At 49.3% G+C, this 25766-nt stretch carries 20 protein-coding genes; 11 read left to right on the top strand and 9 right to left on the bottom strand.

The genetic code is table 11. From position 1 onward, the window contains the following. Positions 1-4: 4 nt before the first annotated feature. From HRH59_RS05510 to HRH59_RS05540, 7 genes are read left to right on the top strand one after another with little or no spacing between them, the layout of a single operon-like run. Positions 5-940, top strand: coding sequence for a polysaccharide deacetylase family protein (locus HRH59_RS05510; protein ID WP_173500271.1), 936 nt, complete (start codon positions 5-7; stop codon positions 938-940). Next, positions 940-2088: a hypothetical protein gene (locus HRH59_RS05515; protein ID WP_173500272.1), complete on the top strand. Its 1149-nt coding sequence runs from the start codon at positions 940-942 to the stop codon at positions 2086-2088. The genes HRH59_RS05510 and HRH59_RS05515 overlap by 1 nt, the downstream gene beginning before the upstream one ends. Then, positions 2085-3188: a GNAT family N-acetyltransferase gene (locus tag HRH59_RS05520; protein ID WP_173500273.1), complete on the top strand. Its 1104-nt coding sequence runs from the start codon at positions 2085-2087 to the stop codon at positions 3186-3188. The genes HRH59_RS05515 and HRH59_RS05520 overlap by 4 nt, the downstream gene beginning before the upstream one ends. Then, positions 3181-3987 carry an alpha/beta hydrolase family protein gene (locus HRH59_RS05525; RefSeq protein WP_231702404.1) on the top strand — a complete coding sequence of 269 codons (807 nt, stop codon included), beginning with the start codon at positions 3181-3183 and terminating at the stop codon, positions 3985-3987. The genes HRH59_RS05520 and HRH59_RS05525 overlap by 8 nt, the downstream gene beginning before the upstream one ends. Further along, the gene (locus tag HRH59_RS05530; RefSeq protein ID WP_173500275.1) at positions 3977-4858 is read left to right on the top strand and encodes a hydrolase 1, exosortase A system-associated; all 882 of its coding nucleotides are present in this window, start codon (positions 3977-3979) and stop codon (positions 4856-4858) included. Before HRH59_RS05525 ends, HRH59_RS05530 begins: the two co-directional genes overlap by 11 nt. After that, positions 4859-6397, top strand: a complete 1539-nt coding sequence (locus HRH59_RS05535) for an MBOAT family O-acyltransferase (RefSeq protein ID WP_173500276.1) — start codon at positions 4859-4861, stop codon at positions 6395-6397. Positions 6398-6409: 12 nt separating this feature from the next. After that, entirely contained in the window at positions 6410-7516 is a 1107-nt protein-coding gene (locus tag HRH59_RS05540; RefSeq protein ID WP_173500277.1) for a hypothetical protein, read from the top strand. Here HRH59_RS05540 and HRH59_RS05545 read toward each other — a convergent pair. Both HRH59_RS05545 and HRH59_RS05550 read right to left on the bottom strand, forming a co-directional pair. Next, positions 7505-8761, bottom strand: a complete 1257-nt coding sequence (locus HRH59_RS05545) for a pyridoxal-dependent decarboxylase, exosortase A system-associated (protein ID WP_173500278.1) — start codon at positions 8759-8761, stop codon at positions 7505-7507. The genes HRH59_RS05540 and HRH59_RS05545 overlap by 12 nt on opposite strands. Next, positions 8758-10353, bottom strand: a complete 1596-nt coding sequence (locus tag HRH59_RS05550; RefSeq protein WP_173500279.1) for an acyl-CoA ligase (AMP-forming), exosortase A system-associated — start codon at positions 10351-10353, stop codon at positions 8758-8760. Before HRH59_RS05550 ends, HRH59_RS05545 begins: the two co-directional genes overlap by 4 nt. A 157-nt stretch (positions 10354-10510) precedes the next feature. Here HRH59_RS05550 and HRH59_RS05555 point away from each other — a divergent pair, with 157 nt between their 5' ends. Genes HRH59_RS05555 through prsT form a run of 3 tightly spaced genes read left to right on the top strand, consistent with a single transcriptional unit; the run spans position 10511 to position 14841 of the window. Then, positions 10511-10753: an acyl carrier protein gene (locus HRH59_RS05555; protein ID WP_173500280.1), complete on the top strand. Its 243-nt coding sequence runs from the start codon at positions 10511-10513 to the stop codon at positions 10751-10753. 53 nt (positions 10754-10806) lie between these two features. Next, entirely contained in the window at positions 10807-12051 is a 1245-nt protein-coding gene (gene wecC, locus HRH59_RS05560) for a UDP-N-acetyl-D-mannosamine dehydrogenase (protein WP_173500281.1), read from the top strand. A 30-nt stretch (positions 12052-12081) separates the two neighbouring features. Next, entirely contained in the window at positions 12082-14841 is a 2760-nt protein-coding gene (gene prsT, locus HRH59_RS05565; RefSeq protein WP_173500282.1) for an XrtA/PEP-CTERM system TPR-repeat protein PrsT, read from the top strand. A gap of 119 nt (positions 14842-14960) precedes the next feature. On the opposite strand, the gene HRH59_RS19170 is transcribed toward prsT, so the two are convergent. From HRH59_RS19170 to HRH59_RS05600, 7 genes are all read right to left on the bottom strand, one after another. Continuing rightward, positions 14961-15827, bottom strand: a complete 867-nt coding sequence (locus HRH59_RS19170) for a PEP-CTERM sorting domain-containing protein (RefSeq protein WP_218573462.1) — start codon at positions 15825-15827, stop codon at positions 14961-14963. Positions 15828-16116: 289 nt separating this feature from the next. Beyond that, entirely contained in the window at positions 16117-16998 is an 882-nt protein-coding gene (locus HRH59_RS05575) for a PEP-CTERM sorting domain-containing protein (RefSeq protein ID WP_173500283.1), read from the bottom strand. A gap of 141 nt (positions 16999-17139) precedes the next feature. Then, positions 17140-18000: a ThiF family adenylyltransferase gene (locus HRH59_RS05580; RefSeq protein WP_331460152.1), complete on the bottom strand. Its 861-nt coding sequence runs from the start codon at positions 17998-18000 to the stop codon at positions 17140-17142. A gap of 25 nt (positions 18001-18025) precedes the next feature. Then, complete coding sequence (locus tag HRH59_RS05585) at positions 18026-18889, bottom strand: PEP-CTERM/exosortase system-associated acyltransferase (protein WP_173500285.1); 864 nt, start codon at positions 18887-18889, stop codon at positions 18026-18028. A gap of 124 nt (positions 18890-19013) precedes the next feature. Next, complete coding sequence (locus HRH59_RS05590; protein ID WP_173500286.1) at positions 19014-19508, bottom strand: GNAT family N-acetyltransferase; 495 nt, start codon at positions 19506-19508, stop codon at positions 19014-19016. A gap of 72 nt (positions 19509-19580) precedes the next feature. Beyond that, entirely contained in the window at positions 19581-21896 is a 2316-nt protein-coding gene (locus HRH59_RS05595; RefSeq protein ID WP_173500287.1) for an acyl-CoA dehydrogenase, read from the bottom strand. Position 21897: 1 nt separating this feature from the next. After that, the gene (locus HRH59_RS05600) at positions 21898-22584 is read right to left on the bottom strand and encodes a TetR/AcrR family transcriptional regulator (RefSeq protein WP_173500288.1); all 687 of its coding nucleotides are present in this window, start codon (positions 22582-22584) and stop codon (positions 21898-21900) included. A 463-nt stretch (positions 22585-23047) separates the two neighbouring features. Here HRH59_RS05600 and HRH59_RS05605 point away from each other — a divergent pair, with 463 nt between their 5' ends. Continuing rightward, entirely contained in the window at positions 23048-25651 is a 2604-nt protein-coding gene (locus tag HRH59_RS05605) for a TonB-dependent receptor (RefSeq protein ID WP_173500289.1), read from the top strand. Positions 25652-25766: the final 115 nt, after the last annotated feature.

Raw genomic sequence — 25766 nt, forward strand, 5'->3', positions numbered from 1 at the left:
ACTGATGTTACATTGGATGTTAAAACAACTTACTGCGGCTAACCGCCTGAATATTCTTATTTATCACCAGGTGTTGCCGCAGCCGGATCCGCTGTTTCCGTCCCAAATGCATGCCGCGCGCTTTGCGCAGCATATGGCATTGCTAAAGCGTTATTTCAGCCCCCTGCCGCTATCAGAAGCGGTACAGCGCTTACAACAACAACGCTTACCCCGCGGCGCGGTGGCGGTAACCTTTGATGACGGTTACAGCAATAACCTCGATACCGCCCTACCCATTTTGCAACAGTATGGCATTAACGCGACCTGTTTTATCGCTACCGGTTTTTCTGACGGCCACAGTATGTGGAACGACATTATCAGCGAAACCGTGCGGCATACCGCGCCGGAGCAATTGAATTTAGCCGCCTTTGGTAATTATCTGCCGGCCACGTTACCGCTGAACGATAAGGCACGGTTAATTCCGGCATTGTTAATGGCCATCAAGTATCTGCCACCGGCACAAAGGCTGGCGATAGTGCAAACATTTGCCGCAGACAATGCCTTTACCCCGCCGGCACTGATGATGCAACCGGAGCAGTTGCTGCGCTGGCACAATGCCGGTATGGAAATTGGCGCCCATACGGTTAATCATCCGATTTTGGCCACACTTGATGACAGCGCCGCTGCCGCCGAAATTACGCAGAGCAAACAGCAGCTGAGTGCACTGGGCATACCGGTAAAAGGCTTCGCTTATCCGAATGGCCGTTATGGCAAAGACTTTGGTAACCGTGATATTGCTCTGGTACAACAAGCCGGTTTTGATTTTGCAGTTTCCACCAACAGCGGCACCAACGATGCCAACCACAATATCTTTCGCTTAAACCGTTTTACGCCCTGGGATAGTGCTATGTTGAAATTTCATGCCCGCCTGATGCTGCAAAGCCGCCGGAGTGCTGCCTGATGACAGCCTTCATGCAACATACTGCCGCACTGGTTGTTGGCTTATGCAGCCATGGTCTGGCGGTTAGCCGTGCCTTACAACGCAGTGGCATCAACGTATATGCCGCCGAGCAAAATCCGCAGTTGCCGGGCGCCGCCACCAATTCTATCCGGCAACTATTTCTGGTCGACAGCTTTGCCGATGAACAATTAATTCCGGCGCTGTTAGATATTCGCCGGCAACTGGCGCAGTATCAACAGGTGGTGCTGTTTGCGACCAACGATAACCATGTACGTTGTTTTGGTGTGCATCTGCAGCAACTAAGCACAGCTTTTTGCATCAGTTGGGCCGACAGCTGCCAGGCGGTATTGCGGCTGCAGAAAAAAAGTGAGTTAGAGCAGATTGCACAGCAAAACCGGTTAAATTACCCCAAATCTGCTGTTTTAAGCACGACAGATACTCTGGCACAACAACTGGATGGCTTTCGCTACCCGGTCATTATAAAGCCGGTGCAACCGCTGTCATCCTTTAAAACCCAACTGGCGGCTAACCTTAACGAGTTAAGCGCGCAGCTTACACAATATCAGGCCGATTTACCTATCCTGGCGCAGGAGTATATTGCCGGAGGAGACGAGAGTCTGTATTTCGGCGCCCTGACAATGGACCACGGCAAAACCGTGCAGGCGATGGTTGGACGAAAACTATCTTCCTACCCGGTGGCACGCGGCCAAACTACAGTCGCCGAAGTCGTACAGGAGCCGGAGGTGATTGCACTGACTGAACAATTTTTTGCCGGTTTTAATTTATCCGGCCCGGTGTCACTGGAGCTGAAAAAAGCGCCGGACGGCAGTTTTTGGGTAATTGAACCCACGGTAGGCCGCACCGATTTTTGGGCAGAGCTGTGTATCGCAGCCGGCTTTAATCAGCCACTGCAGGAATTTCAACTGGCGTTATCACAACCGGTAACTGTTACAGCGCTGAATATGAATATCAGCTGGTTTGACGCTGAGCGGGCACCATTGAGTTACTGGCAAGCCGTGTGGCAACATAAAAGCTTGCGCCCCTATGGTAAGCGCGCCGCATTCACATTTTGGCAGCGTTCAGATACGGCGCCCTTTTTCCGTGCCTGTCGCAACTTGCTAAAACGTCTGAGCAGAAAACATTTATGACAACAACTAAATTGTTATCTGCGACGCTGCAAATCCGGCAATTCCCGCTGGGTTCACCTTTACCGTCATCTGTCAGCCAATGGCTGGTGCAACATCAGCCGCATCCGCTGTTTGCCACACCAAGCTGGTTCAGCAACCTGGCCGGTTTTATCCAACAACGCCCCGAGCATCACAAAGACAGCGCATTTTACTGGCTGCTGGTGTCGGTAGACGACAATATTGTGCTGGCGGCACCACTGCAGCAACACACCAGCCTGGGCCACACCCGGTTGCGTTTGCTGAGTAATTTCTACAGCCCGATGCTGGAGCTGTTTTATGACCAACAACAATTAAGCGCTGGATCAGCCTGGCAGACACTGCTGCGGGCTCTGACATTGCTTTGCCCGGGTTGGCTGTCATTACGGCTTACGCCATTAACCTCTGTTCAGGTACAGCATATCTGTGAAAGTGCCACACAACAGCAGTGCAGTGCTTTTTCCTATCAGTTTTCCGCCAACTACAGTGCCGACTGCACTGATATAACGCAGTACTGGCAGCAGCGTCCGTCAAAACTGCGTAATACCCTGCAACGTAAAGCGCGCCAGCTGCAAAAGCATAACCACCGCTTTGAGCTGACCGCCAACCCCACTCAGACGCAAATCAGCCATTATTGGCAAATTTATCAACACAGCTGGAAGCATCCTGAACCATCGAAAGATTTTATCAACTGGCTGTTTCAATGGGCTACCGCAGAAGGAAAACTGCGGCTGGGCCTGTTATATATTGACGACCAGGTTGTAGCGTGCCAGCTATGGCTGCTGCATAACAGCACCGCCTGCATCTTTAAGCTGGCGCAGGATATTAACGCAAACCACTTTTCTCCCGGCAGCTTGTTAAGCGAATATATGATTAACCGGCTAACACAGCAGGATCACATTCACACTCTGGATTTTTTACTCGGTGATGATGATTTCAAAGCGTTGTGGATGGATCAGAAACAACAAATATTCGGTATGGAACTGCTAAACCAGCAATGTCTCAGCGGGCGTTTACTCGGCCAGTTACAACAGCTGAAGCAACGGATAAAGCACACCTTCAGCGTTGGGGTCCCGCGTGATTAAGCCTTACTATCTTGACGGTTGCCGCGGCGCAAACTTTGTTCTAAGCCATCAGGCCGGTACCGGACACGCCTTAGTGCTGCTAACGCCATTTGGCGATGAAATGAATAAAAGCCGGCATCTGCTAAACAGTATGATGCAAAACGCCGCCACTGCCGGCATCAGCAGTTACCTGATGGACCCTTACGGCACCGGCGACAGCATGGGCGACCTTGACCAGGTTACCGTGTTGGATTGGCGCGCTGACTTTTTACAGTTATTGCAGCACATAGCTACGCAAGGTTATACCAAAGTCAGTTTTATCGCCGTACGTTTTGGCAGTCTCATGTTGCTGGACTTGCTGCAACAGCCGTTGCCGCTGCCGGTGTCGCACATTATTCTGTGGCAGCCACAGCTTGATGCCGGCAGGTTTATGCAGCAGCTGTTCCGCCTGAAAATAGCCGAACACATGAGTAACGGCAGTAAAACCAACCAGGCAGAGCTTGAGCAACAACTGGCGGACGGTAAAACGCTGGAGATAGCCGGTTATCCGCTAAGCCGCGCTTTTTGCCACAGCATCAGCCAATTGTCCGGCATGCCGGCACCACGAACCGAAAAACCCGCGCTGCACTGGTTTGAAGTATCGGCCTTTGCCAACCCCGGTGTAGCAGTACAAAAACAAGCTGAAGCACTGTCGCAAAGCTTCGCCGTGCAGCTGCAGCTGATCAACAGTGATCCGTTTTGGAGTACCCAGGAGCTGGTTGGCGCGCCTGAGCTTATCCGTCGTTCGTTGGCAGTGTTGGAGCAAGCGCATGCAGATTGAACGCCCACTGATCATACAGGCTGACACAGAGCACACAGCGATTTTGCACGAGGGTAACAGCGACACCGGCGTGCTGGTATTGGTCGGCGGCCCGCAGTACCGCGTTGGCAGTCATCGCCAGTTTGTTAAACTCAGCCGGGCATTGGCGGCACAACAGCTGCCGTCACTGCGCTTTGACTTTGCCGGCATGGGCGACAGCGCTGGCCGTGTCGCCGACTTTTATCAACGCGATGCGGAGATTACTGTTGCCATTAACGCTTTCTTTAGTGCCCAGTCACAGTTAAAACGCATTGTACTTTGGGGGTTGTGTGATGCTGCCAGCGCCGCCATGCTGTATTGTTACCGGCATCAAGACCCGCGGATTAGCGGCCTGGTGCTGTTAAACCCCTGGGTTCGCAGTAATGAAAGCCTGGCACAGGTAAAACTTAAACATTACTACTTGCAGCGTCTGACCGATAAAGCCTTCTGGCAAAAACTGTTCAGCGGCGGCTTAAACTTAAGTAGCAGCCTGCGTGATTTCGGCCAAACCTGGCGGCAAAGCCGGCAAAAAAGTAAACCACTCACGCAGCAGCGTGGCGACAATATTAACGCACAGAATTATACCGGTTATATGCTCAAAGGCTGGCAGCAATTTACCGGTAACAGCTTACTGATCAGCAGTGGTAATGACTTAACAGCACAGGAATTTTTAGCCTTGTGCCGGGGAAATCCGCCTTGGCAGCAGCAACTGAGCAAAGCCGAGCATCAACACCTTGATGCGGCCAACCATACTTTTTCAACCGCACAGTGGCGCCAAACGGTAGAGCAACTTACGCTGGACTTCGTGCAACGACTGGCCGGCGCAGACCCGGGGCTACAGCAGGATAGTTAAATGCTGTTTAACTCTATTGAATTTCTGTTGTTCTTTTTGCCGCTGACCCTGGTTTTATTCCACTTTTTCAGCCGCAAAGTATCAACACAAAGCGCTGTTTTCTTACTGATTGTGGCGTCACTGTTTTTTTACGCCTGGTGGCAGCCGGTTTATCTATTGCTGCTTGGCGCCTCAGTGTTGTTTAATTTTCACATGGCCCGCGCTATTTATCGTTATGCTAAACCCTGGCTGACCGTGGCCGGCGTAGCGGTCAATTTAGCCATTATCGGTTACTTCAAATACAGTGTGTTTTTTATTAATAACCTCGCCTTAGCCAGCGGATTTGAATGGCAGGCGGAGCAAATACTGCTGCCGTTGGCTATCTCGTTTTTTACGTTTCAACAAATAGCTTATCTTATTGATGTTAAACGGCATTATGTTATAGAAAACAGCTTCAGCAATTATGTGCTGTTTGTATGCTTTTTTCCGCAGTTAATTGCCGGCCCGATAGTACACCACAGCAATATGATGCCACAGTTTCGCCAACCGGGCCGGTTGCAGCTGAGCGCCGCCAACTTTGCTGTCGGCTTCAGCATTTTTACTATCGGTTTGTTTAAAAAAACGGTGCTGGCTGATGGCGTAGCGGTTTATGCTAATCCGGTTTTCAACGCCGCCGACAGTGGCAGTGTGCCGGACTTTTTTACTGCCTGGGGTGGTGCTCTGGCTTACACTTTCCAGCTGTATTTCGACTTTTCCGGCTACTCTGATATGGCCATTGGCCTGGCACTGATTTTTGGTATTGCGTTACCGCTTAACTTTAATTCGCCTTACAAAGCACTGAATATTGTCGATTTTTGGCGCCGCTGGCACATTACCCTATCGCGATTTTTGCGCGATTATTTGTATATCAGCCTCGGTGGTAACCGCGCCGGTTTTTTAAGGCGCTACAGTAATCTGTTAATCACCATGATCCTGGGTGGCTTATGGCATGGTGCCGGCTGGAACTTCCTGATTTGGGGCGCGTTGCACGGTGGCTACTTAGTCATTAACCATGGTTTCAGTCATTTGCGCCAAACCAGTTTGCGCTTTATCCGCGATATTTGGTTTAGCCCGCTGGCCTGGCTTATCACTTTTGTGGCAGTGGTCGCCGGTTGGGTGTTTTTCCGCGCCCAAAGTTTAACCGGCGCCCTGGCTATGTTGCAGGCCATGGCCGGGCTCAACGGCATAACGCTGCCCGCCGGCATTATGGCGAAGCTACCCGGTTTGCAGCCGGTGTTCGACCTGTTTGCCGTAAGCGCCGCGCCAGGTGGCGGCCTGGTGTTTGTCAAAACCTGGCTGTGGATTGGCGCTTTGCTGTTAATTGCGTTAAAAGCCCCTAATGTGTATCAGCTGTTTTATGCCCGGCTGGCGCCCGAAACCACAGCCGACACGCCATGTAAAGTGCACAGCCGCATGCAATGGCAACCCGGCGTCTGCTGGGCATTGCTGATCAGCATTATGCTGGTGCTATCGTTATCCACTTTGGGCCAGGTCAGTGAATTTCTTTACTTTAACTTTTAACCGGCGTCAGATATGAAAAAGTATCTCCTGTTGTTGCTGCTGTTTACTCTGGCCGTCAGCACCGTTGCGGCAGCATTCAGCTACCTGACAGACCCCTATGGCATTTATCGCCACAGCACAAAAACGTCGTGGTTTGTCCGCAAAGTTGCCGCGCCCGATAAAGGCCGCACCATTAAGCCTTACCAGGCGATGCAAGCAAGCCCGGCAACGTTGTTAATTGGTAACTCCAGAGTCGAGGTTGGCATGCCGGTACAACATGCCTTTTATCAGCAGGCTGACGTTTATAACCTTGGTTTACCGGGCGCCGGCATCGCCATGCAGTACGACTACGCCTGGCATGTGATCCGCTCCCGCGGCTCTGTGCGTCAGGTGGTTATTGCGCTGGATTTTCTTGATTTTACCTCAAGCGAAAACAATATCAGCACCGAAGCCGACCGCAGCCGCTGGCAACAACGATTACAGTATCATCTGGCTAATCCTGACACCGCGCAACACCATTACGGCTTTATACTGCAAGAGCGCCTTAGCCTGTTGCTGTCAACCACAGCGCTCACTGATGCCATCTACACAGTATTTGCGCAAACACAAAAAACCAATGCCCTTAACGCGCAAGGGTTTAACGATGGCGGAGTTTATTATCAACAAGTTGCCAGCGAGGGCTTTAGCGCACTTTATCAGCAAAAGGCCGCAGAGCTGACGCAACGGCTAGCGGCCGAAACATTATTTGTCACAGGGAAAAGCCATCACTTCAACACGTTGCACAGCTTTATCTCGTTACTCAAAGCAGAACAAATTGACATTTTTTTGCTGATTAATCCGTACCAGCAACCTTATTTGGCCAACCTTGAGCAACATCAGTTAACAGCTGAACTGCAGCACTGGAAACAACAGCTGGTGCAACTGGCAAAGCAACATCAACTGACGCTGTATGATTTTGCTATTGCCTCGCCGCCCGTTATCAACGTGGTTAATTTAAGCAGCAAAAATGCCGCTGACAGCGTCTATTTTTGGGAGCCGTCGCATTACCGGCCGGCCCTGGGCAGCTTAATGCTCGATGTGCTGCACAGCGGACAGTGCCAACAGCTGTACCTGCTGTGCGACAAATACTCAGAGCAATAATTCGCTTACCGGCGCATGACCAAGGAAATCCTGCGGGCTGGCGGTGGGACCATAAGCACCGGATTGATATACCACCACCCAGTCGCCCACATCCGCTTTTGGCAGCATCACTTTGTCCGCTAATATATCCAGCGGAGTACACAGCGGGCCGACTATCGTGACCTGCTCCTGCTGCCCGCTGTTTAAGCGGTTGCCGATAGCCACCGGATAGTTTTTACGGATCACCTGACCAAAATTGCCGGAATTAGCCAAATGATGATGCAAGCCGCCGTTACACACCAAATAAGTCGTACCACGCGACACCTTTTTGTCGACCACCTGACATGCATAGATGCCGGCTTCGGCGACCAAAAATCGGCCTAACTCGATCACCAGTTCAATGCCGTTGAAATCGTCGTGATACTGCTGCAACAGCGCAGCTAATGACTGCCCTACCGGGGCCGGATCCAGTCGTTTTTCACCGGCAAAGTAAGGAATACCAAAGCCGCCACCCAAATTAATCAGATCCGGCCGGTACGGGCAAGCCGCCACCAATTTTGCCGCCAAAGCAAAAGTATGCTGATGCGCTTCTGTCAGAGCATCAGCTTTTAAATTTTGTGAGCCACAGAAAATATGAAAACCACGCAGTCGCAGCGGCATAGCAGCTATATCGGCTAACACGGTGAACACCTGCTCTTCATCGATGCCAAAGGGTTTGGCACCGCCGGCCATTTTCATGCCGGAGGCTTTAAGTTCAAACGCCGGGTTTACCCGCAGGGCAACCTGAGGCGTAACATCACACTCCTGCCCTAACCGGCAAATACGCGCCAGTTCCGACAATGATTCCACATTCAGCGTTACGCCAAGCGCAATAGCTGCACTAAGTTCAGTATCGGTTTTACCTGGCCCGGCAAAGCTGATGTGCTGCACCGGCATACCGCTTTGCACCGCCAGCAGCATTTCCTTTTGCGAGGCCACATCAAAGCCATCGACCAGCAGTTTTAAATGCTGCACCACCGGCCAGTAAGGGTTGGCCTTTACCGCATAGTGCAGCTTAATACGCGCCGGTACTGCATGGCGAAAGCGTTGCACCTGCTGCGTAATGATATTACGGTCATAAGCGTAAAATACTGCTTTACCTAACATCCGGCTGATAGCACTCAGGCTGAAACCACCGACTAACAGTTGGCCATTATGTTGCGCAAACTGTGACATAACTTCATGCTGCGGCAGCTGCAGCGTTGCACCAGATACAGAGGCGCTCATAATGTTTCCCCGTTAAAGTAGTCGCGGTACTGCTCTGACAGCATTTTGCGGTCAATCTTACCGTTAGCGTTTTTGGGCAACATGGATAATGGTATTAATGCTGCAGGTAACATGTAGCCGGGCAAAGCGCGTTTAAGTTGCAACAGCCAATCTGTGGTATCCGCTTGCTGCCCCGCCTTAAGGGCATACAACACCAAAATAGCCTGGCCCAGTTCAGCATGATTTACACCTATAGCGGCAACATCAACCAGCGCCGGGCTTAAGCGGTAAACGGCCTCTTCTACCTCAGTCGGGCTGACCCGGTAGCCGGAGGTTTTTATCATCTCATCGCGCCGGCCGATAAAATATAAAAAGCCCTCTTCGTCAAACCGCACCGTATCGCCGGACCAGACTGCCGGCTGCTGCAGTTGTATGCCTTTGGGCGCAACCGGGTCAAACTTAAACCGCTCAGCGGTTTTTTCCGGCGCATTCCAATAGCCTAAGCTAACCAGCGGCCCGCGATGCACTAATTCGCCGGGTTCATTTGGTCCGCACAGACTGCCGTCTTCCCGCACCACCACAATCTCAGCATTCGGAATAGCCTTGCCCATAGAGCCCGGCCGCTTACTCAGTTCAGCCGGAGGCAAATAGGTAGAGCGGAAAGCTTCTGTCAGACCATACATTAAATACGGCTCTGCCCTGTTAAAAGTCTGCTGTAGTTGCGCCAACAGCGGTTGCGGCATAGCACCACCGCTGTTGGTAAGATAACGCACGCTGTCTGCGCTGCCCTCCGGCCAGTTTGCCTTTGCCAGCTGCGCCCATAATGGCGGCACTGCCGCTATACCGGTTATGCCATGCTGTTGCACGGCGCGCACCACGTCCTGCACAAAGAAAAAATCCAGCAGCACTACCGCTGCACCGCAGAGAAACGCCGTAGTTAACTGGCTTAAACCGTAATCAAAGCTCAGAGGTAGCAGCGCCAGCAATACATCATCCGGCGTATTGTTTAAGTAGCCGGCGACACTCTGTGCCCCAACCAACATATTGCGGTGCGACAGCACCACCCCTTTGGGCTTACCGGTACTGCCTGAGGTGTACAAAATGGCAGCCATATCAGCATCGGTGCTGTGGGCATAACATTGCAGCTCTGCCCCGTCGTGCGGTGCAGCAAAAGCTTTAACCTGAATATGTGCCAGGGGTTGAAAATCAGCAGTGCTGCCATCGGTAAGCAGTACCGTATGTAAATCACTGCATAAATGCAGCTCATCCGCCAGTGCGGCCAGCCGGTCTTTACTGGTGATCAAGAGGCGAACATTACAATCTTGCAGAATATGGCCAACCTGGGCGGCTTTCAGCCCGGCATTTACCGGCACAAAAACCGCGCCGGCCATACTGCAACCAAACAAGCTGCTGACAGTTTCAAATTGTTTTGGTAAGTACACCGCTACGCGGTCAAAGCGTTTTATATCAGCTTGTTGCAAGCATACAGCCGCACTTAACACCTGAGTTTGCAGTTCAGCATATGTTAATACGGCCTGTTTAAAGTACAACGCAGGTCGCGCAGGAAAACGCGCAGCGGATTGGATAATAATATCGTGGATATTTTTGGTCATAGCGTCCTTCAGACCTTTCACTTTTAATCCCTTTGTGTGCAATAATAAAACAGTTTTGCACAAAATCCGACTGTAATTTAGCCACTAAGTAAATTTAGTTATCGCAGCATGGATATGCAAATCAGGGAACCGTATCAGTTACTTAAGGAAAAGCAACATGTCTCATCAGCAGTTACTGGCAGAAATTCTGCGCACCGTATTACAAATTGACAAACAGTTTGACCATGACACCCCGTTGCTCGGTGCTATTGCCGAGTTTGATTCTATGGCCGTCATCGCGGTAATCACTGAATTAGAGCAGCAATTAGGCATTCAAATCGACGATGATGAAATCTCTGCCGAGGTGTTTGCTACCTTCGGCCAATTAAGTCAGTTTGTCGCAGAAAAACAAGCTGCCTGACACCTGCTAAACCGCTAAATGTCAGGCCGGCAATTACATAATAAGGAAACAGTATGCATGGTTTTTCACGTGTCTCAGTTATCGGTTTAGGTTATATCGGCTTGCCCACAGCCGCAGTTATCGCTTCACGTGGTGTAGAGGTATTGGGTGTTGATGTATCAGAGCACGCAGTAAACACGATTAATCAGGGTAAAATTCACATTGTTGAGCCTGATTTAGACATGCTGGTACAAGCCGCTGTGACTACCGGCAAATTAAAAGCATCACTGACTCCGGAACCGGCTGAAGCATTTATGATAGCCGTACCCACACCGTTTAAAGATAATAAAAGCCCCGACCTTAGCTACATTAAAGCCGCGCTGGAAAACATTGCTCCGGTTATCGCCAAAGGCAATCTGATCGTGCTGGAATCCACCTCCCCTGTTGGCACCACAGATAAAATTTCAGAGTGGCTGGCCGAACTGCGGCCCGATTTAATTATGCCGCATCAGGATCCGGACAAAGCCGACGTATTTATTGCCCACTGCCCGGAGCGGGTGCTGCCAGGCCGCGTATTGCAAGAGCTGGTCAGTAATGACCGCATTATCGGCGGCATAACCGACCGTTGTGCACAAAAAGCCGTGTCGCTGTACAACTTATTTGTTCGTGGTGAGTGTTTGCTAACCAATGCCCGCACCGCAGAAATGGCCAAGCTGACAGAGAACTCGTTTCGCGACGTCAATATTGCCTTTGCCAATGAACTGTCGATGATTTGTGACCATCTGAAAATTAATGTCTGGGAGCTGATAAAGCTGGCTAACCGCCATCCGCGGGTAAATATCCTCTCGCCAGGCCCGGGCGTAGGTGGCCACTGTATTGCCGTTGACCCCTGGTTTATCGTCGACTCCGCACCGGAACAAGCGCAAATTATCCGCAAAGCTCGCGAAATCAACGATAGTAAACCACACTATGTGGCAGACAAAATAAGACAGGCAGCCGACCAGTTTAAAAAACCGGTTATCGCCTGCTTAGGCTTAGCCTTTAAAGCCGACATCGACGATTTACGTGAAAGCCCGGCGCTGGATATTGCCATGTCATTGTTAACAGACAATATTGGTGAAGTATTATTGGTCGAGCCGAACATTAAGCAGTTGCCGGCAAAATATGCCGGCTACGCTGACCGGCTTACCCCGTTGCCTCAGGCGTTGGAGCGCGCCAACATTTTAGTGGTGTTGGTCGATCATAAACAGTTTAAAGCGCTGCATCCGGTGGATGTAGCAACCAAGGTGGTCATTGATACCAGAGGTATCTTCGGCTAACGGACACATTGCAGCTACAGGGAGTGTACGATGAAAAAGACAACCATATTAGCCAGTGCTGTAGCACTGGCTTTACTCAGCGGTTGTGGCAGTAAGGATGCAACAGAGCACTATAGCGACGCACTGAATTATATCGATGCTAAGCAATACAATGCTGCAGTAATTGAATTAAAATCTGCTATTCAACAAATGCCGGACAATGCCGACTACCGTTTTGCCCTGGGCAAACTTTATCTGCAAACCGGCGATGCAATATCGGCTGAAAAAGAGTTGCTGCTGGCCAAAGCCGGTGGCATTGATACTGACGCCGTTACGCTGCCGTTACTGCGGGCCAGCTATTTAGCCGGCAATTATTCAGCAATATTATCACGCCACCCTGACGATGAAACCTTACCGGCATCGTTGCAAGATTACGTGCAGCTTTATAAAGCGTTATCAGAGCTCGAGTTAGGCTCTGCTGAGAACTCTCTGCGTATATTTTCCGACCTTGCAGACAGTGATAAAGCCGGTGTTGCCGCTTTTTCCCAAGCTAATTTATTGATCCCTGAGGCTAAATATCAGGATGCTTATGACTTGTTGGCGGCCATATCCACAGACCAGCCGCATTTTGAAGAAACATTGTATCTGAAAGCAAACCTGCTGCTGGCACTGGAAAAAAATACCGAAGCATCCGCCGCTTTGCTGGAGTACTTAAAACTACAACCGCGGCAATTAAAAGCCAGGCTGCAAGCTGCGCAGATCTTGGTTAAGCTTGAGCAATACCCGGCTGCGCAAGCACAGTTAGATGTCATTTTGAAAACTGCGCCGGAGCAGCCTTTTGCTAATTATCTGGCAGCCGTAACAGCGTTAGAAGCAGAAAACTATACTGCAGCAAAAGAGTTTGCTGACAAAGCCATCGCTAAGGGCTACCGCACTCCGCAGGCGCGGATCCTTGCCGCAGTTGCCTCAATACGGCTCGGGCTGGAAAGCCAGGCGTTACATCATCTGGCAGCAGCAGAGCAGCATCTGGGCGCTTATCCGCAACTGGAGCGGCTTTATATCGCCCTGCAGTTAAAAGAAAGCAAAACCGCTGACGCGCAAAAACAACTGCTTGATATGAATATGACTGACAGTGATATTCAACTTGTAGCCGGCACAGCATTAAACCTGGTTAAACAAGGTAACACTGCAGCAGCACGCGAGTTGGTATCAAAATACGAAAGTAGTATGTCAGGTGAAGCACAAAGCCTCAGCTCGCTGGGTCAGCTAAAAATGTCTATCCCGGGCGAAGAACTGGCCGCTATCGAAGATTTAGAGCGTGCCCTGTCACTGGATCCCGGCATGCACAGCACCCGACTGGTGTTAGCGGCAAACTATCTGAAAAACAAGCAATTTAGCAAGGTTGATGAGTTAGCCCAAGAATGGTTAGACGACCCGGATACCGCTAATTTGGGTTATAACCTCAAAGCTTACAGCGCTTTATTACAAAAAGACGTTGAAACCGCCAAGACACTGTTAGCCAGCGCTGCCGAAACCGCAGCGGATAATCCGTTGACCTTACTGCTGCAGGCTACAGTGGCACAGTTTGAAAAAGACTACACCTTAGCTGCGCAGTTAAACAGTAAATTGTTGCAGGCCAAACCAAGCTATTTACCGGCTTTACGCCAAGCCTATGCCTTAGCACGACAAAACAATAATACTACTGCAATATTGGCTACCGCCCGTGATACACAAAAAAATGAGCCGGATAATTACTTACTGCGTTTAACCGTTGCGCGGTTGTTTCAATTAGATGGCAAGGCAAACGATGTAATCGCTTTACTGGATAAGGTGCCGGCAGATAGCAGCCAGCGCCTGCCGGCACATTGGACCATGTTAATTGAAGCTAATGTTAATCTGAATAAAGTTGCTGATGCACTGCGTCTGAGTAAAAGCTGGCACGAGCAAGACCCCACCGCATTTCAGGCGGCCACCATATATGCCAATTTATTGCTAAGACAAGATAACCCGCAAGAAGCGCTAAGGGTAATACAGTTGCAGCAAAGCCGCTATCCGGACAATGTTCAGCTCAGAATGGCGCAGGTATCTGCCCTGGAGGCTTTGCAACAGTACGGCGCAGCTATCGATGCCATAGCCAAACTACCGGAAAAAATACGTGATAACGCCTATAATCTGGCGCTGAAAGGACGCCTGCTGTTGTTGCAAAATAAACCAACACCGGCACTGGAAGCCTTGCTGCAAAGCTACGATATGCAACCGGCTAACTCTACCGCTACTGTAATTGCTGATTTATATGCCAAAGAATATTCATTTCGCCGCAGCATTGAATTTATTGAAAAGCATATGCAAAACCATGAACCATCACAGATGATGCAGTCTTACTACGCGAATCTGTTAATGCAGTCTGATCCGCAAAAAGCACAGCAAATCTACGCCTCTTTGGCAGAATCGCAGGCAGAAAATTTTATCTTCCTGAATAACTATGCCTGGTTGTTACTAAACGACAATAAGCCGGCAGAAGCAGAGCAGTTCGCGAAAAAGGCATTAGCACTGGCCCCGGAAAACCCCGATGTTATTGACACCTATGGCTCAACCCTAATGCGTCTTAACAAGGCTGATGCCGCTATAACGCAATTTGAAAAGTCGTTAAAACTAAGGCCAGGTAGCAGCGAAGTTCAGCTTAACTATGCAGAGGCTCTGCTAATGGCCGGCAAAACGGCAGAAGCAAGCAATGTCTTACAGCAGGTAAAATCAGACGACCGAAAAATTAGCCAACGCCTTACTGAATTACAAGCCAAAGTCGCTCAGTAAGCTTAAACAGTAATCACGGCAGCACCCCGCTGTCGTGATTTTTTACAGTCGAAAACAAACAGACATAAAAAAGCCGGTTATTAAAACCGGCTTTTTAGTAAGTAGATAATTTATGCTTGTTAAGCGGCTTTACGTCTGCGGGCAGTAGCACCTAAGCCTAATAAACCCAAACCTAAGATAGCAATAGACGCCGGCTCTGGTACTGCGAAGATACCGGTTGCGTTGATATCGGTCTCACGGCTTAAGGTCTCACAATCTGCATCATCACAGGTTGGCACAAAGTTAAAGTCAACGTTAAAGTCCATGCGGAAATTAATCACCGGTGGTGGCGCTAACTGACTTAACTGGTAAAACGACATACCTGAATCGCCATCAGTAAAAAAGTTATCAACAAAGGCGTTACCACCGGCATACCAATCATAATTTACTTCCATAAAGAAGATTACGTTTGGTGAAAAAGGTTGTAACTCAGTACCGACCAGCCGCAGTTCTAACACTTTTTGACCATCGTTAGGACTGGCGTCGTTTATATCGTTATAGAAAATTTCTAAAATGCCGGTAGTAAAGTTAGGTACTATCGCATCGCCGAAATCAACTAAACCGTCATTATTAGCATCTAAGGTGCCGTCTGGCGCAAATGGGAACACACCATCAACCAGCGTCGCAGTGCCACCAAAGTTATAGTTAAAACCCAATTGCCAGTTATTATTGTAACCCAATGAGTTACCGCCAAAAATAGGCACTAATTCACCAAACCAACCACCTCCGACATCATTAAAGCTAAGCGGCGCGCCAATAAGGTCATCTGCACCACCCACTGCTCCGGGCCCTAAACCATGGCTGTAAGTTGAGGTTACCGGAATATTGCTGGCACCCAGCGCTTCGAATAAACCTGTAGTACCGTAATCGTTAGTAATGCTGATATCCCCTGCCTGAGCTGCGCCGGCAGCGCCGAGTAAGGCGGCAGCTAAAAGAATCTTTTTCATAGTAACTCCTTGTTAAACTCTGTAGTCATATACACCAGCTTTAACAAAGCAATCAACATGCCATAATAATTTAACTTTACATTTCAACATTTTAAAAAAAAATACTCGCAACAAAAGCCGAAACTGATAAAAAAGCTGACAGAAATGTCTATAAAAAACAGTAAAAAAAATGGCTAATTGACATATCAAGAGCCTGAGATAACCAACCTGCCAGCCGGCACAGTTTTAATAAACCATGCCAGCTGTCAGTTTGTTGTTTTTTGCAGTTCTGGTTATCCGGATTAAAACGCTAACTAATTTCGTTTCGGCCATTCCTCCGGCGAGAACTAAACCCCAGCCCCAACAACCCAAAACCCAACATAGCCAGAGAAGCCGGCTCCGGTACAGCAAAAATGCCGGTCGCATTGATATCTGTGGTACGACTGATTGTTTCACAGACAGCATCACCACAAGTTGGTACACGATTAAAGTCTACATTAAAGTCAAGGCGGAAACTGATAACCGGTGGGGGGCTGAGCTGGCTTAATTGATAAAATGACAGTCCTGAGTCACCGTCAGTGAAGAAGTTGTCAACAAACGCATTACCACCAGCATACCAGTCGTAATTGACTTCCAGAAAAAAAATCACATTGGGCGAGAATGGCTGCAGCTCAGTTCCAACTAATTGCAATTCTAATACTTTAACACCTTGGTTTGGGTTGCCCGGCGTCGCTAAGTCGTTATAAAAGAACTCCAGCACCCCCGTAGTATAGTTAGGAACTAAAGCGTCACCGAAATCAATTAAACCGTCGTTATTAGCATCCAAAGTCCCATCAGGTGCAAACGGGAATACACCGTCGTCATAGGTGGCAGTGCCACCAAAGTTATAGTTGAATCCCAACTGCCAATCGTTATTGTAATTCAACGAATTGCCGCCAAAAATAGGCACCAACTCACCGAACCAGCCACTGCCCACATCATTGAAAGCTAATGGTACGCCAATCACATCATCTGCACTACTTACCACACCATTTCCCAAGCCATGGCTGTAAGTTGATGTTACCGGGATATTGCTGGCACCCAGCGCTTCAAATAACCCTGTAGTGCCATAATTATTGGTAATACTGATATCTCCTGCCTGAGCGGTTCCACCAACGCCGAATAAAGCGACAGCTAAAAAAAGTCTTTTCATAGTAACTCCCTGTAAACTCTGTGGCCCGATGCCACAGCGCCCACAAAGCAATCACCATGCCAAAATAAATTACCATTTAATTTCAAAAACATAACAACAACCGGCAAACCATAGAGTAAATAAATGATTAGAAAACTGACACTAATTACTAACAATTTTCTTTGCGATTCTAAACATCAACCTGGGTATCAAGCCGGCATTGCCAAAGGGGCGCCAGGTTTTTACCAACTTGTTGCGATAGGCATCAAAATGCAGGCCGTATGGCGCGCACAACACATCGCCTCTGCCCAGCAATATTTTCAGCACATAAGTACCGGCAATACCGGCGCACAATTGCACCGCCATCGGTGTAGAGGGGCCACGTTGCTGCTTAAAGCTTACGCGGCTTTGATCGACCAGGTAACTGCGCTGCAACATCGCCGGAGACAGCCCGATAAGAAACTGGATCAATTGATCTTCTTTACTATGGCCGGCAAAACGAAAGTACTGCTCATAGCTCATAGCGCCCGGCATAAAGCATAAAAAAGCGCAGCCCATACCTAAGGGCGCAGCAGTAACCACCGGAATACGTTTTTCGTGGCATTTCTGAAACACCAACTGGCGGGCTTCTAAGGCAAAAAAGTCGAGGCTGTCGACATAGATATCCACATCCTGTAAAAAAGCATCGACATTGTCTGCATTAATACCTTGCTCAAAACAGCTGATTTCAGCTTCAGGATTAATATCCCTTACCATGCGCTGCATTACCGTCACTTTGTCCTGTTGCACAGTAGACATAAAAGCGCCTACCTGACGGTTAAAATTATGCACTTCAAACTGATCAAAGTCAGATAAACGAAATTTACCGATACCAAGCCTGGCAAGGGTTAACGCATGCGCACCGCCTACGCCGCCGGCCCCCGCTATTGCTACCGTAAAATTACGCAACTTTTGCTGTTCGGCCAGCGTTACCCAGCCTATATTGCGCGAAAACGCAGCGTTGTAGTCAAACATGGCCATAATCCCTATGTATGTTTCAGCGTTAGCGCTAATGAGCGGCAATAAGTTTAGGTGAGAATATTGCTCCGGACGAGGGTGTACCAGGTTTTTTTAATTCAAACAAGTCTCGCTCTATTGCTTGCAGCAACTTCAGATAACCGCTACTGAGGGTTTTTTTCAGTTCTCTGGAGTCGATATAGTATGCCGCCCTTTTACCATGAAACTCTATCGGTTGGCCCAGTTGACGAAACATAATGCCAACAAAACTCAAACTGCGCGCCAAACGTGGCTCCATCATAACAAACACATGATAACGCTTGGTTTTATACGACATAGCCGCAGCAGATAAATACAAACAAACAGCAATGTAAGGAAAACAGCGCAGCTCAGTTTGCGAGAATACCTGCTCGTTAATTGCGCCGGTTGCTGCGCCGGCGTGCTTGTCTATTTCACGCTTTCTGAATGCTGCCGGCACCGCCAGCCTGGAGATCTCACACACTTCATGTCGGGCATATTTCATCGGTGAAATATCGGCATCAGTTAAGGCATGAGAGCAAAACTGCTCTATCGGCAACAGCTCGTTATCCTGCGCTGAGGTAATTAAGCGCACTGTGCCGGCGAGGTTATTGGAGCTGATATGGCGGACAAAACAGTGAATCGCCCTCAGATCAAATTCATCATGCTCTTCATAGGTTTCTTTTACGTCTTCAAAATGCAGTTCTTCGCAATATACATTGTGACGCAGCTTATACACTTCGTGCCGTAACGCATCGGTGTCGGCAATTTGAGGTTTCAGGTACTGCGAAAAGTGCTCTGAAATCGCTTTGGCGTCGTTACTTGCCAGCGACGCCATGGCTTTTTTCACTACACCACCAATAATAGGCTTGTCTGCCAGCGCTTTTAAACGTTTCATAGCACACCCCGTAAACCTGCAGGCTATACAGTAAGAGAGAATTAACTCTACATAGCTTAGTCTGAGTTAGGTGAGTTGCCACAACGAATAACGCTTTTTTAACGGCTGGCGCACAAGCGGCTATTTAGTCGCGATATTGCTGCGCCAATTGTAATAATTGTTCTCCGGTAACGCGGTTAATCCGCCAGTCGTGCAGCATAGTCGCGCCCTGCGCCTGATAAAAGTCGATCGCAGGTTGGTTCCAATCCAGCACCGACCATTCCAACCGGCCGCAGTCGCGCTGCACTGCCAGCTTAGCCAGATAGCTGAGCAGCAGTTTACCCAAGCCAAGGCCGCGGTGAGCCGGCAGCACAAATAAGTCTTCCAGATAGATGCCGGGTTTGGCCAGAAAGGTAGAGTAATTGTGGAAAAACAGCGCAAAGCCGGCGGCCTGTTGCTGATATTCAGCTATCACCACTTCAGCATAAGGCTTGGCGCCAAATAACGTAGCGCGTAATTTTTCTTCAGTTGCCACCACCTGATCGGCCAGTTCTTCATACTCAGCCAGGCCCTGAATAAACGCCAGAATGGCGGGAATATCCTGCTCTGTGGCTAAACGTAACGTGATATCTGCAGACATTGTCACTCCTTAATAACATAAAAAAACGCCGGCAGAGCATAGCCCGGCCGGCGTTTGAGTGTAGCAAGTTGTTTAAGCGGCGTCAGCAGAGGCTATTGCCATCGCATCCAATGCACCTGCTTTAAAACTGTCAACACTGATAGCGCTAAAGCGCAGTGTATTCATCTTCGTCAGTTGCTCTGCTTCTGCTGCGGTAATCACCTCAGCATCCAATGCTTGCGCTATGGTTTGCACTAATGGCTGTTTACGCGCCAGCTTACCTTCGCGCTGGGCCTGATAAATTTTCTTCATCAGTGGCTGCGCCGCATGCATCGCCACAAAAGCACTTTCCATTAAACCGGTAGCGTCGTTCTCATCCTTGCCGATATAACACAGGTGAGTTAACCGATCACGCACTACACCGGGTTTTGACAGCGCTTCACAAATTTGAATCGCAGTGTCGTCATTGGGCATTTTGTAGCCGATACCAAACGGGAAAATCAGTGTTTTCAACAAACGTGCGACGACTCTGCTCGGGAAGTTGGCAAAGAAGCCATCAAAAGCACGACCAATTTCAAACAATGCCCGCTGTAAGCTGTAATGCACAAACGGTAAGTCACATTGCTGACGGCCATTGTCTTCATAGAACTTCAGTACTGCAGAAGCGATATACAGCTGGCTTAATACATCGCCTAAACGGGCCGACAGCATTTCGCGGCGTTTTAACTCACCGCCTAAAATCAGCATCGAAAAATCGGCACTTAACGCTAAACCACGGCTCATCCGGCTTAGTTGTTTATAGTAACGGCTGGTTTCGCCCGATACCGGGGTTGAATTAAACGCACCAGCCGTTAAACCTTGCCACAAGGCACCAAAGGTATTACCAATAGCAAAGCCAACATGTTTAAGTAGTAAGTTATCGAACTGTTTTAAACCCTGCTCTGCATCAGGATTGGCAGCGGCTTCCAACTCAGCCAGCACATAAGGGTGGCAACGTGTCGCGCCCTGGCCAAAAATCATCAGGTTACGGGTGAGGATGTTCGCACCTTCCACCGTGATAGAAATAGGAATACCCATATAACCGTGCGCCAGATAATTCTTCGGCCCAACCTGAATAGCGCGGCCGGCATGAATATCAAACGCATCATTCATTAAGGTACGCGACATTTCTGTCATATGGTATTTGGCGATAGCGGTTACCACGCTTGGGCTTAGCTTCATGTCGATAGCACCGGCCGTCATCACTCGCATGGCTTCCAGGCTGTAATTTAAACCACCAATACGTGCCAATGATTCCTGCACGCCTTCAAACTTGCCAATCGACATACCAAACTGCTGGCGTACATAACCATAAGCACCGGTCATCCGCGCCGCTAAGTGGCCGGTAGCCGTTGCCAGCGCCGGTAAGCTGATGCCACGACCGGCAGATAAACACTCAACCAGCATGCGCCAACCGCGACCGGCATAATCCGGCCCGCCGATAATCCACTCCAACGGAATAAAGACATCTTTACCGTAAGTGGTACCGTTCATAAAAGCCATATTCATCGGGAAGTGGCGGTCGCCAATTTCTACGCCTTTATGGCTGGTAGGAATAAGCGCACAGGTAATACCCAACTCTTCTTTATCGCCCAATAATTGCTCAGGATCAGACAATTTAAATGCCAGACCCAATACTGTCGCTACCGGTGCCAGCGTAATGTAGCGCTTATCCCAGTTTAAACGAATGCCGATGACTTTTTTACCTTCAAACTCACCTTTACACACTACGCCGGTATCCGGAATACCACCGGCATCAGAGCCGGCTTCAGGCCCGGTCAGCGCAAAGCAAGGTACATCGGTGCCGTTAGCTAAGGTTGGCAACCAAAAATCTTTCTGTTGTTGCGTACCGTAGTGCATTAACAGCTCGCCCGGGCCCAATGAATTAGGCACCATAACGGTTACCGCCGCAGTTAAACTACGGGTAGCGATACGCGATACGATAGTGGAATTGGCAATAGCGGAAAATTCACGGCCACCGTAAGATTTAGGAATAATCATCGCGAAGAAACCTTCACGCTTTAAGAAGTCCCACACTTCTTTGGGTAAATCGCGTTGCTCCTGCACGATTTTATAATCGTCCAGCATTTGCAACAGGGTTTCTACCTGGTTATCCATAAATGCCTGCTCATCGGCATTTAGTTCTGCCTTGGGGAAGCTGTGCAGCTTATGCCAGTCCGGTTTACCTTTAAATAACTCACCGTCCCACCATACATCACCGGCTTCCATCGCTTCACGCTCGGTGTCCGACAGCGGCGGCAATATCTTTTTAAACATGGTAAAAACCGGCTTAGTAATTAAACTACGGCGGATATCACCAACACCCAGCACAATTGTTAAAGCAACAACCAATATTAACAGCACTAACATATTACCTTCCTTCACCCGCCAACAGCGGCGCGTTATGACTAATTGGAGTAACGGTGGACACCGGCGCAGCTATCGCCGCCGACAAATAAGGCAGTAGGCGTAAAATTACGCCTTCAATATCAACTTTTTCATTAAAATCGGCTTCGGCAATCTCAGCCAGGGCTTCGTTGGATGCCATAGTAAACACCACGGTGCCAAGCGAAAAATGTAACCGCCAGAACAACTCTCCGGCCGGTAAATCAGGACAAGCTTGCTGAACCAGTAACACCAGTTTATCCAACACGCGGCCATAATTATGATTAAAAAACCAGCGCAAATGTCCCTGCACGTCGGTATAACCACGGCCAAGCAGTTGCAAAAAAATCCGCGTACCGTTTTGATGCACTTTGTTTAGTTCCAGCAACGGCTTAACAAATACAGACAACACCTGGCTCAGATTATTCGCCTGCTGTGCAGCCAATAACCGTGTAAATTCCTGGTCCAGCCTTGGCATTAATACCACTAAGTAGCGCTGTAATACCGCCTGGATCAGCTCTTTCTTCGAGCCAAAATGATAATTAACCGACGCCAGATTCACCTCAGCCTGACTGGTGATCTGCCGTAATGAGGTGTCGTTAAAGCCGGTTTCTGCAAACAAGCTTTGCGCCGCATCAAGAATTTTATGTTGGGTACTGAGTTTATTTGTCATTACCAAACCAATATTTAAACAGGTGTTTGAAATGTACGTTTGAATCACAAAACTGTCAAGTGACAAATCACCAACTGGTCATACCTGAATGTTGAAAAAATAGGCGATTTGGGGACATTTCAGCCAATTGTTAAAAACCGCTTGACAGAAATATACGGATCCGCGAGTTTAAGCGTTAAGTAATTTATCAAATCTTCAGCATAAGGAGGCGTAACGATGCAAAAATGTGCAGTTAATCATCGCGGCTATTACGTCTCTCCTCACTACTTGTCCGAGTGGTTCAATAATTAGTTCTCCCTCTGCGTCTGGCAGAGGGTTTCGCTAAACTTATATCTCTGATCTGGTCTAACCGTCGCACGTTGCGATTGGATATATATTTCGATTCCTGCTGCTTAGACGCATTTTTACTGCTTTTTAATCAGATCGCCTTTTAAGGCGGCGTTTACTATCCAGAGGAATGTGTATGTTCGTTAAAGCAAAAATGAAGCTATCCACCCTGAGTATGGCCATGTTGTTAGCTACAACCGGTTATAGTGTGCAGGCGGCCGAAGAAGCCACCGCCGAACAGGAAAAAATTGAGAAAATTCAGGTTACCGGTTCACGCTTAAAAGGCGTGGATATGGAAGGTGCAAATCCGGTGCAGATTTTCAGCCGCGATGATCTTGCCAACCGTGGTTATGATACGGTCAGCAGTTTTTTGCGCGACTTGCCGCAAGCATCCAGTGCAGGCACCTTTACCGAAAATGGTGGTGTCGGCGGTGCTGACGGTGCCCCTGCCGGTTCATCCGGTGTCAGTTTACGTGGACTTGGCAGCAGCTCTACGCTGGTCTTAGTCAACGGCCGCCGCGTAGCGGTTGATTCCTTTACCAATGGCTTCGACTCCTTCGTCAACGTCAACTCCATTCCGATGTCTGCGTTGGAGCGGGTTGAAATACTCACCGACGGTGCTTCATCAGTGTATGGTTCAGACGCTATTGCCGGTGTAATCAACTTTATTTTACGTAAAGACGTAGAAGGTCATGAGATTTCAGCATCTTACGGCGATGACACTGCCAGCAGCGATTTTGGCCGCACTAACCTGACCTATGTCGGCGGCTTTAACACCACCAACAGCAATACCACCCTGGTCGTCGACTACTTTGACCGTGAAGCACTGTTTAACAGTGACCGGCCAATCGAAGTAACCTTGACATCAAGCACCCGTACTACCATAGACGGCGTAGATTATGCCGAGCCCTGGTGTGGAGACAATACCAGCAGTGGCGGCACCCGCTGCTCCTACGATTACGTGATCCAACGGGCTATTCAACCTGATACCACAGCTATCGGTGCCACGCTGCACCATAATTATCGCCTTGCCGCAGGCAAGGAATTTTTTGCAGAAGCCATGTATCAACAAAACAGTGGCTCAGCCTATGACTCCGCTGCCGCTTTTGATATCGGTATGGACGGCGATCTGTCAGTGGTACCGGCGTGGGTCCGCGACATTGATGCGCTGGATGGCGAAGTAAACCCAATTCGTGTGCGCTCACGCTTTCCTGAAACCCGTATTCAGGACTATGACACTACCAGTTACCGTTTATTAGCCGGTTTGCGTGGCGAGTTAGCTAACTGGTCTTGGGAAACCGCAGCTACTTACGGCAAAACCGAGAATGAAATTACCCACGTACAAGGCTACATGGGTGTGGATAAGGTGCTTGATGGTATTGCCGCAGGCACTTTTGCCCCGTTTAACCTGGGCCGGGATAACAATGCAGCCGCGCGTGCCGCAGTGCGGGAGTTGGCACCGAGAGTGGGCGAGTCAGAAGTGTTTTCTGTTGACTTTAATATCGCCGGCGATCTGCCCATTGAGCTTGCTGCAGGCAACATTAGCGCAGTATTTGGTGGCGAGTTCAGAAGCGAAGATATCTTTGACCGGCCATCACAAATAGCCAAAGATGGCGGTGTATTTGCACTGGGTGCCAGTGATGCTGAGGCAGATCGCAGCCAGTACGCTGCCTATGCCGAATTTAACGTACCTATTACAGATAGCCTGGATGTGATAGCCGCACTGCGCTATGACCACTACAGCGATTTTGGTGGTGACGTTAACCCGAAATTATCGCTGCGCTACCGTGCCACCGATGATTTAATTTTGCGCGCCTCCTGGAGCACCGGTTTCAGAGCGCCGTCGCTGTCGCAACTGGGCGCCGGTGAGTCTCTGGGTACTGCGTACATTAACTGTGGTGAAGGCCAACCGTTCGATGCGCTGTGTGGTGATTTTGGTGCCTCTTTCGGTGAGTTAGAGCTGGACCAGGAAACCTTGGGTAACCGCGATCTGGATGCCGAAAACTCCGAAGCCGTTAACCTGGGGTTATCGTGGAACCTGACCGAAAAGCTACAAATTACCGCAGATTACTGGCGTTATGAGCACACCGACATTGTAGATGTTGATGCTAATACCACGCTAAAAGCCTGTATTGCCGGCACTGCGCCGGTGACCAGCAGCATTGCCGACTTAAACAGTGAGTTTGGTTGTGTACTGGATGCCGGGGATGACCTGGTGTTCTTGAGAACCGGCTTCTTCAACGTCGGTAGTCAGGAAACCGACGGTATCGACGTTAAAATTGACTACCGCATTGATACCGACAACTTCGGTACTTTTAAGTTGTATGCCGCCGGTACCAAAACCTTTAATTACGAGCGTCAGGTAACGCCGGACAGCGCAAAAGAAGATCTGCTGGGTAAACTCAGCGGCGCAAATGAAATTGCGCGGCCGGATTTTGTTGCAGACTTTGGTACTGATTGGAGCCGGAACAACTGGTCAGCCAGCTTATCAGCGCATTACATCAGCGAGTTGGGCGATGGTGACTTTAAATTTGGCGGCAACGAAACAGTAGATGCCTGGCTGGTATTCAGTGGCAGTGTTGGCTACGACATTACAGATAGCCAATCGCTGTTATTGTCGGTACGTAACCTGACAGATAAAGCACCACCCTATGCATCATCGCCCACCAATGGTTATGCCAGTTCAGTGCATGACTGGATTGGACGGTTGTGGACAGTTCGCTATACTATTCGCTTCTGATAAACTGCTGTTAACACCAGGGCCGGAATTATCCGGCCTTTTTTTGTTCTGTGTCATTGGTATTGTAGCCGTTGCTGCATAAACTAATGGTTACTGCTTTTACGCTACGCCGGAG

This window comes from Rheinheimera lutimaris (assembly GCF_013283795.1).
Classification (GTDB): domain Bacteria; phylum Pseudomonadota; class Gammaproteobacteria; order Enterobacterales; family Alteromonadaceae; genus Alishewanella; species Alishewanella lutimaris.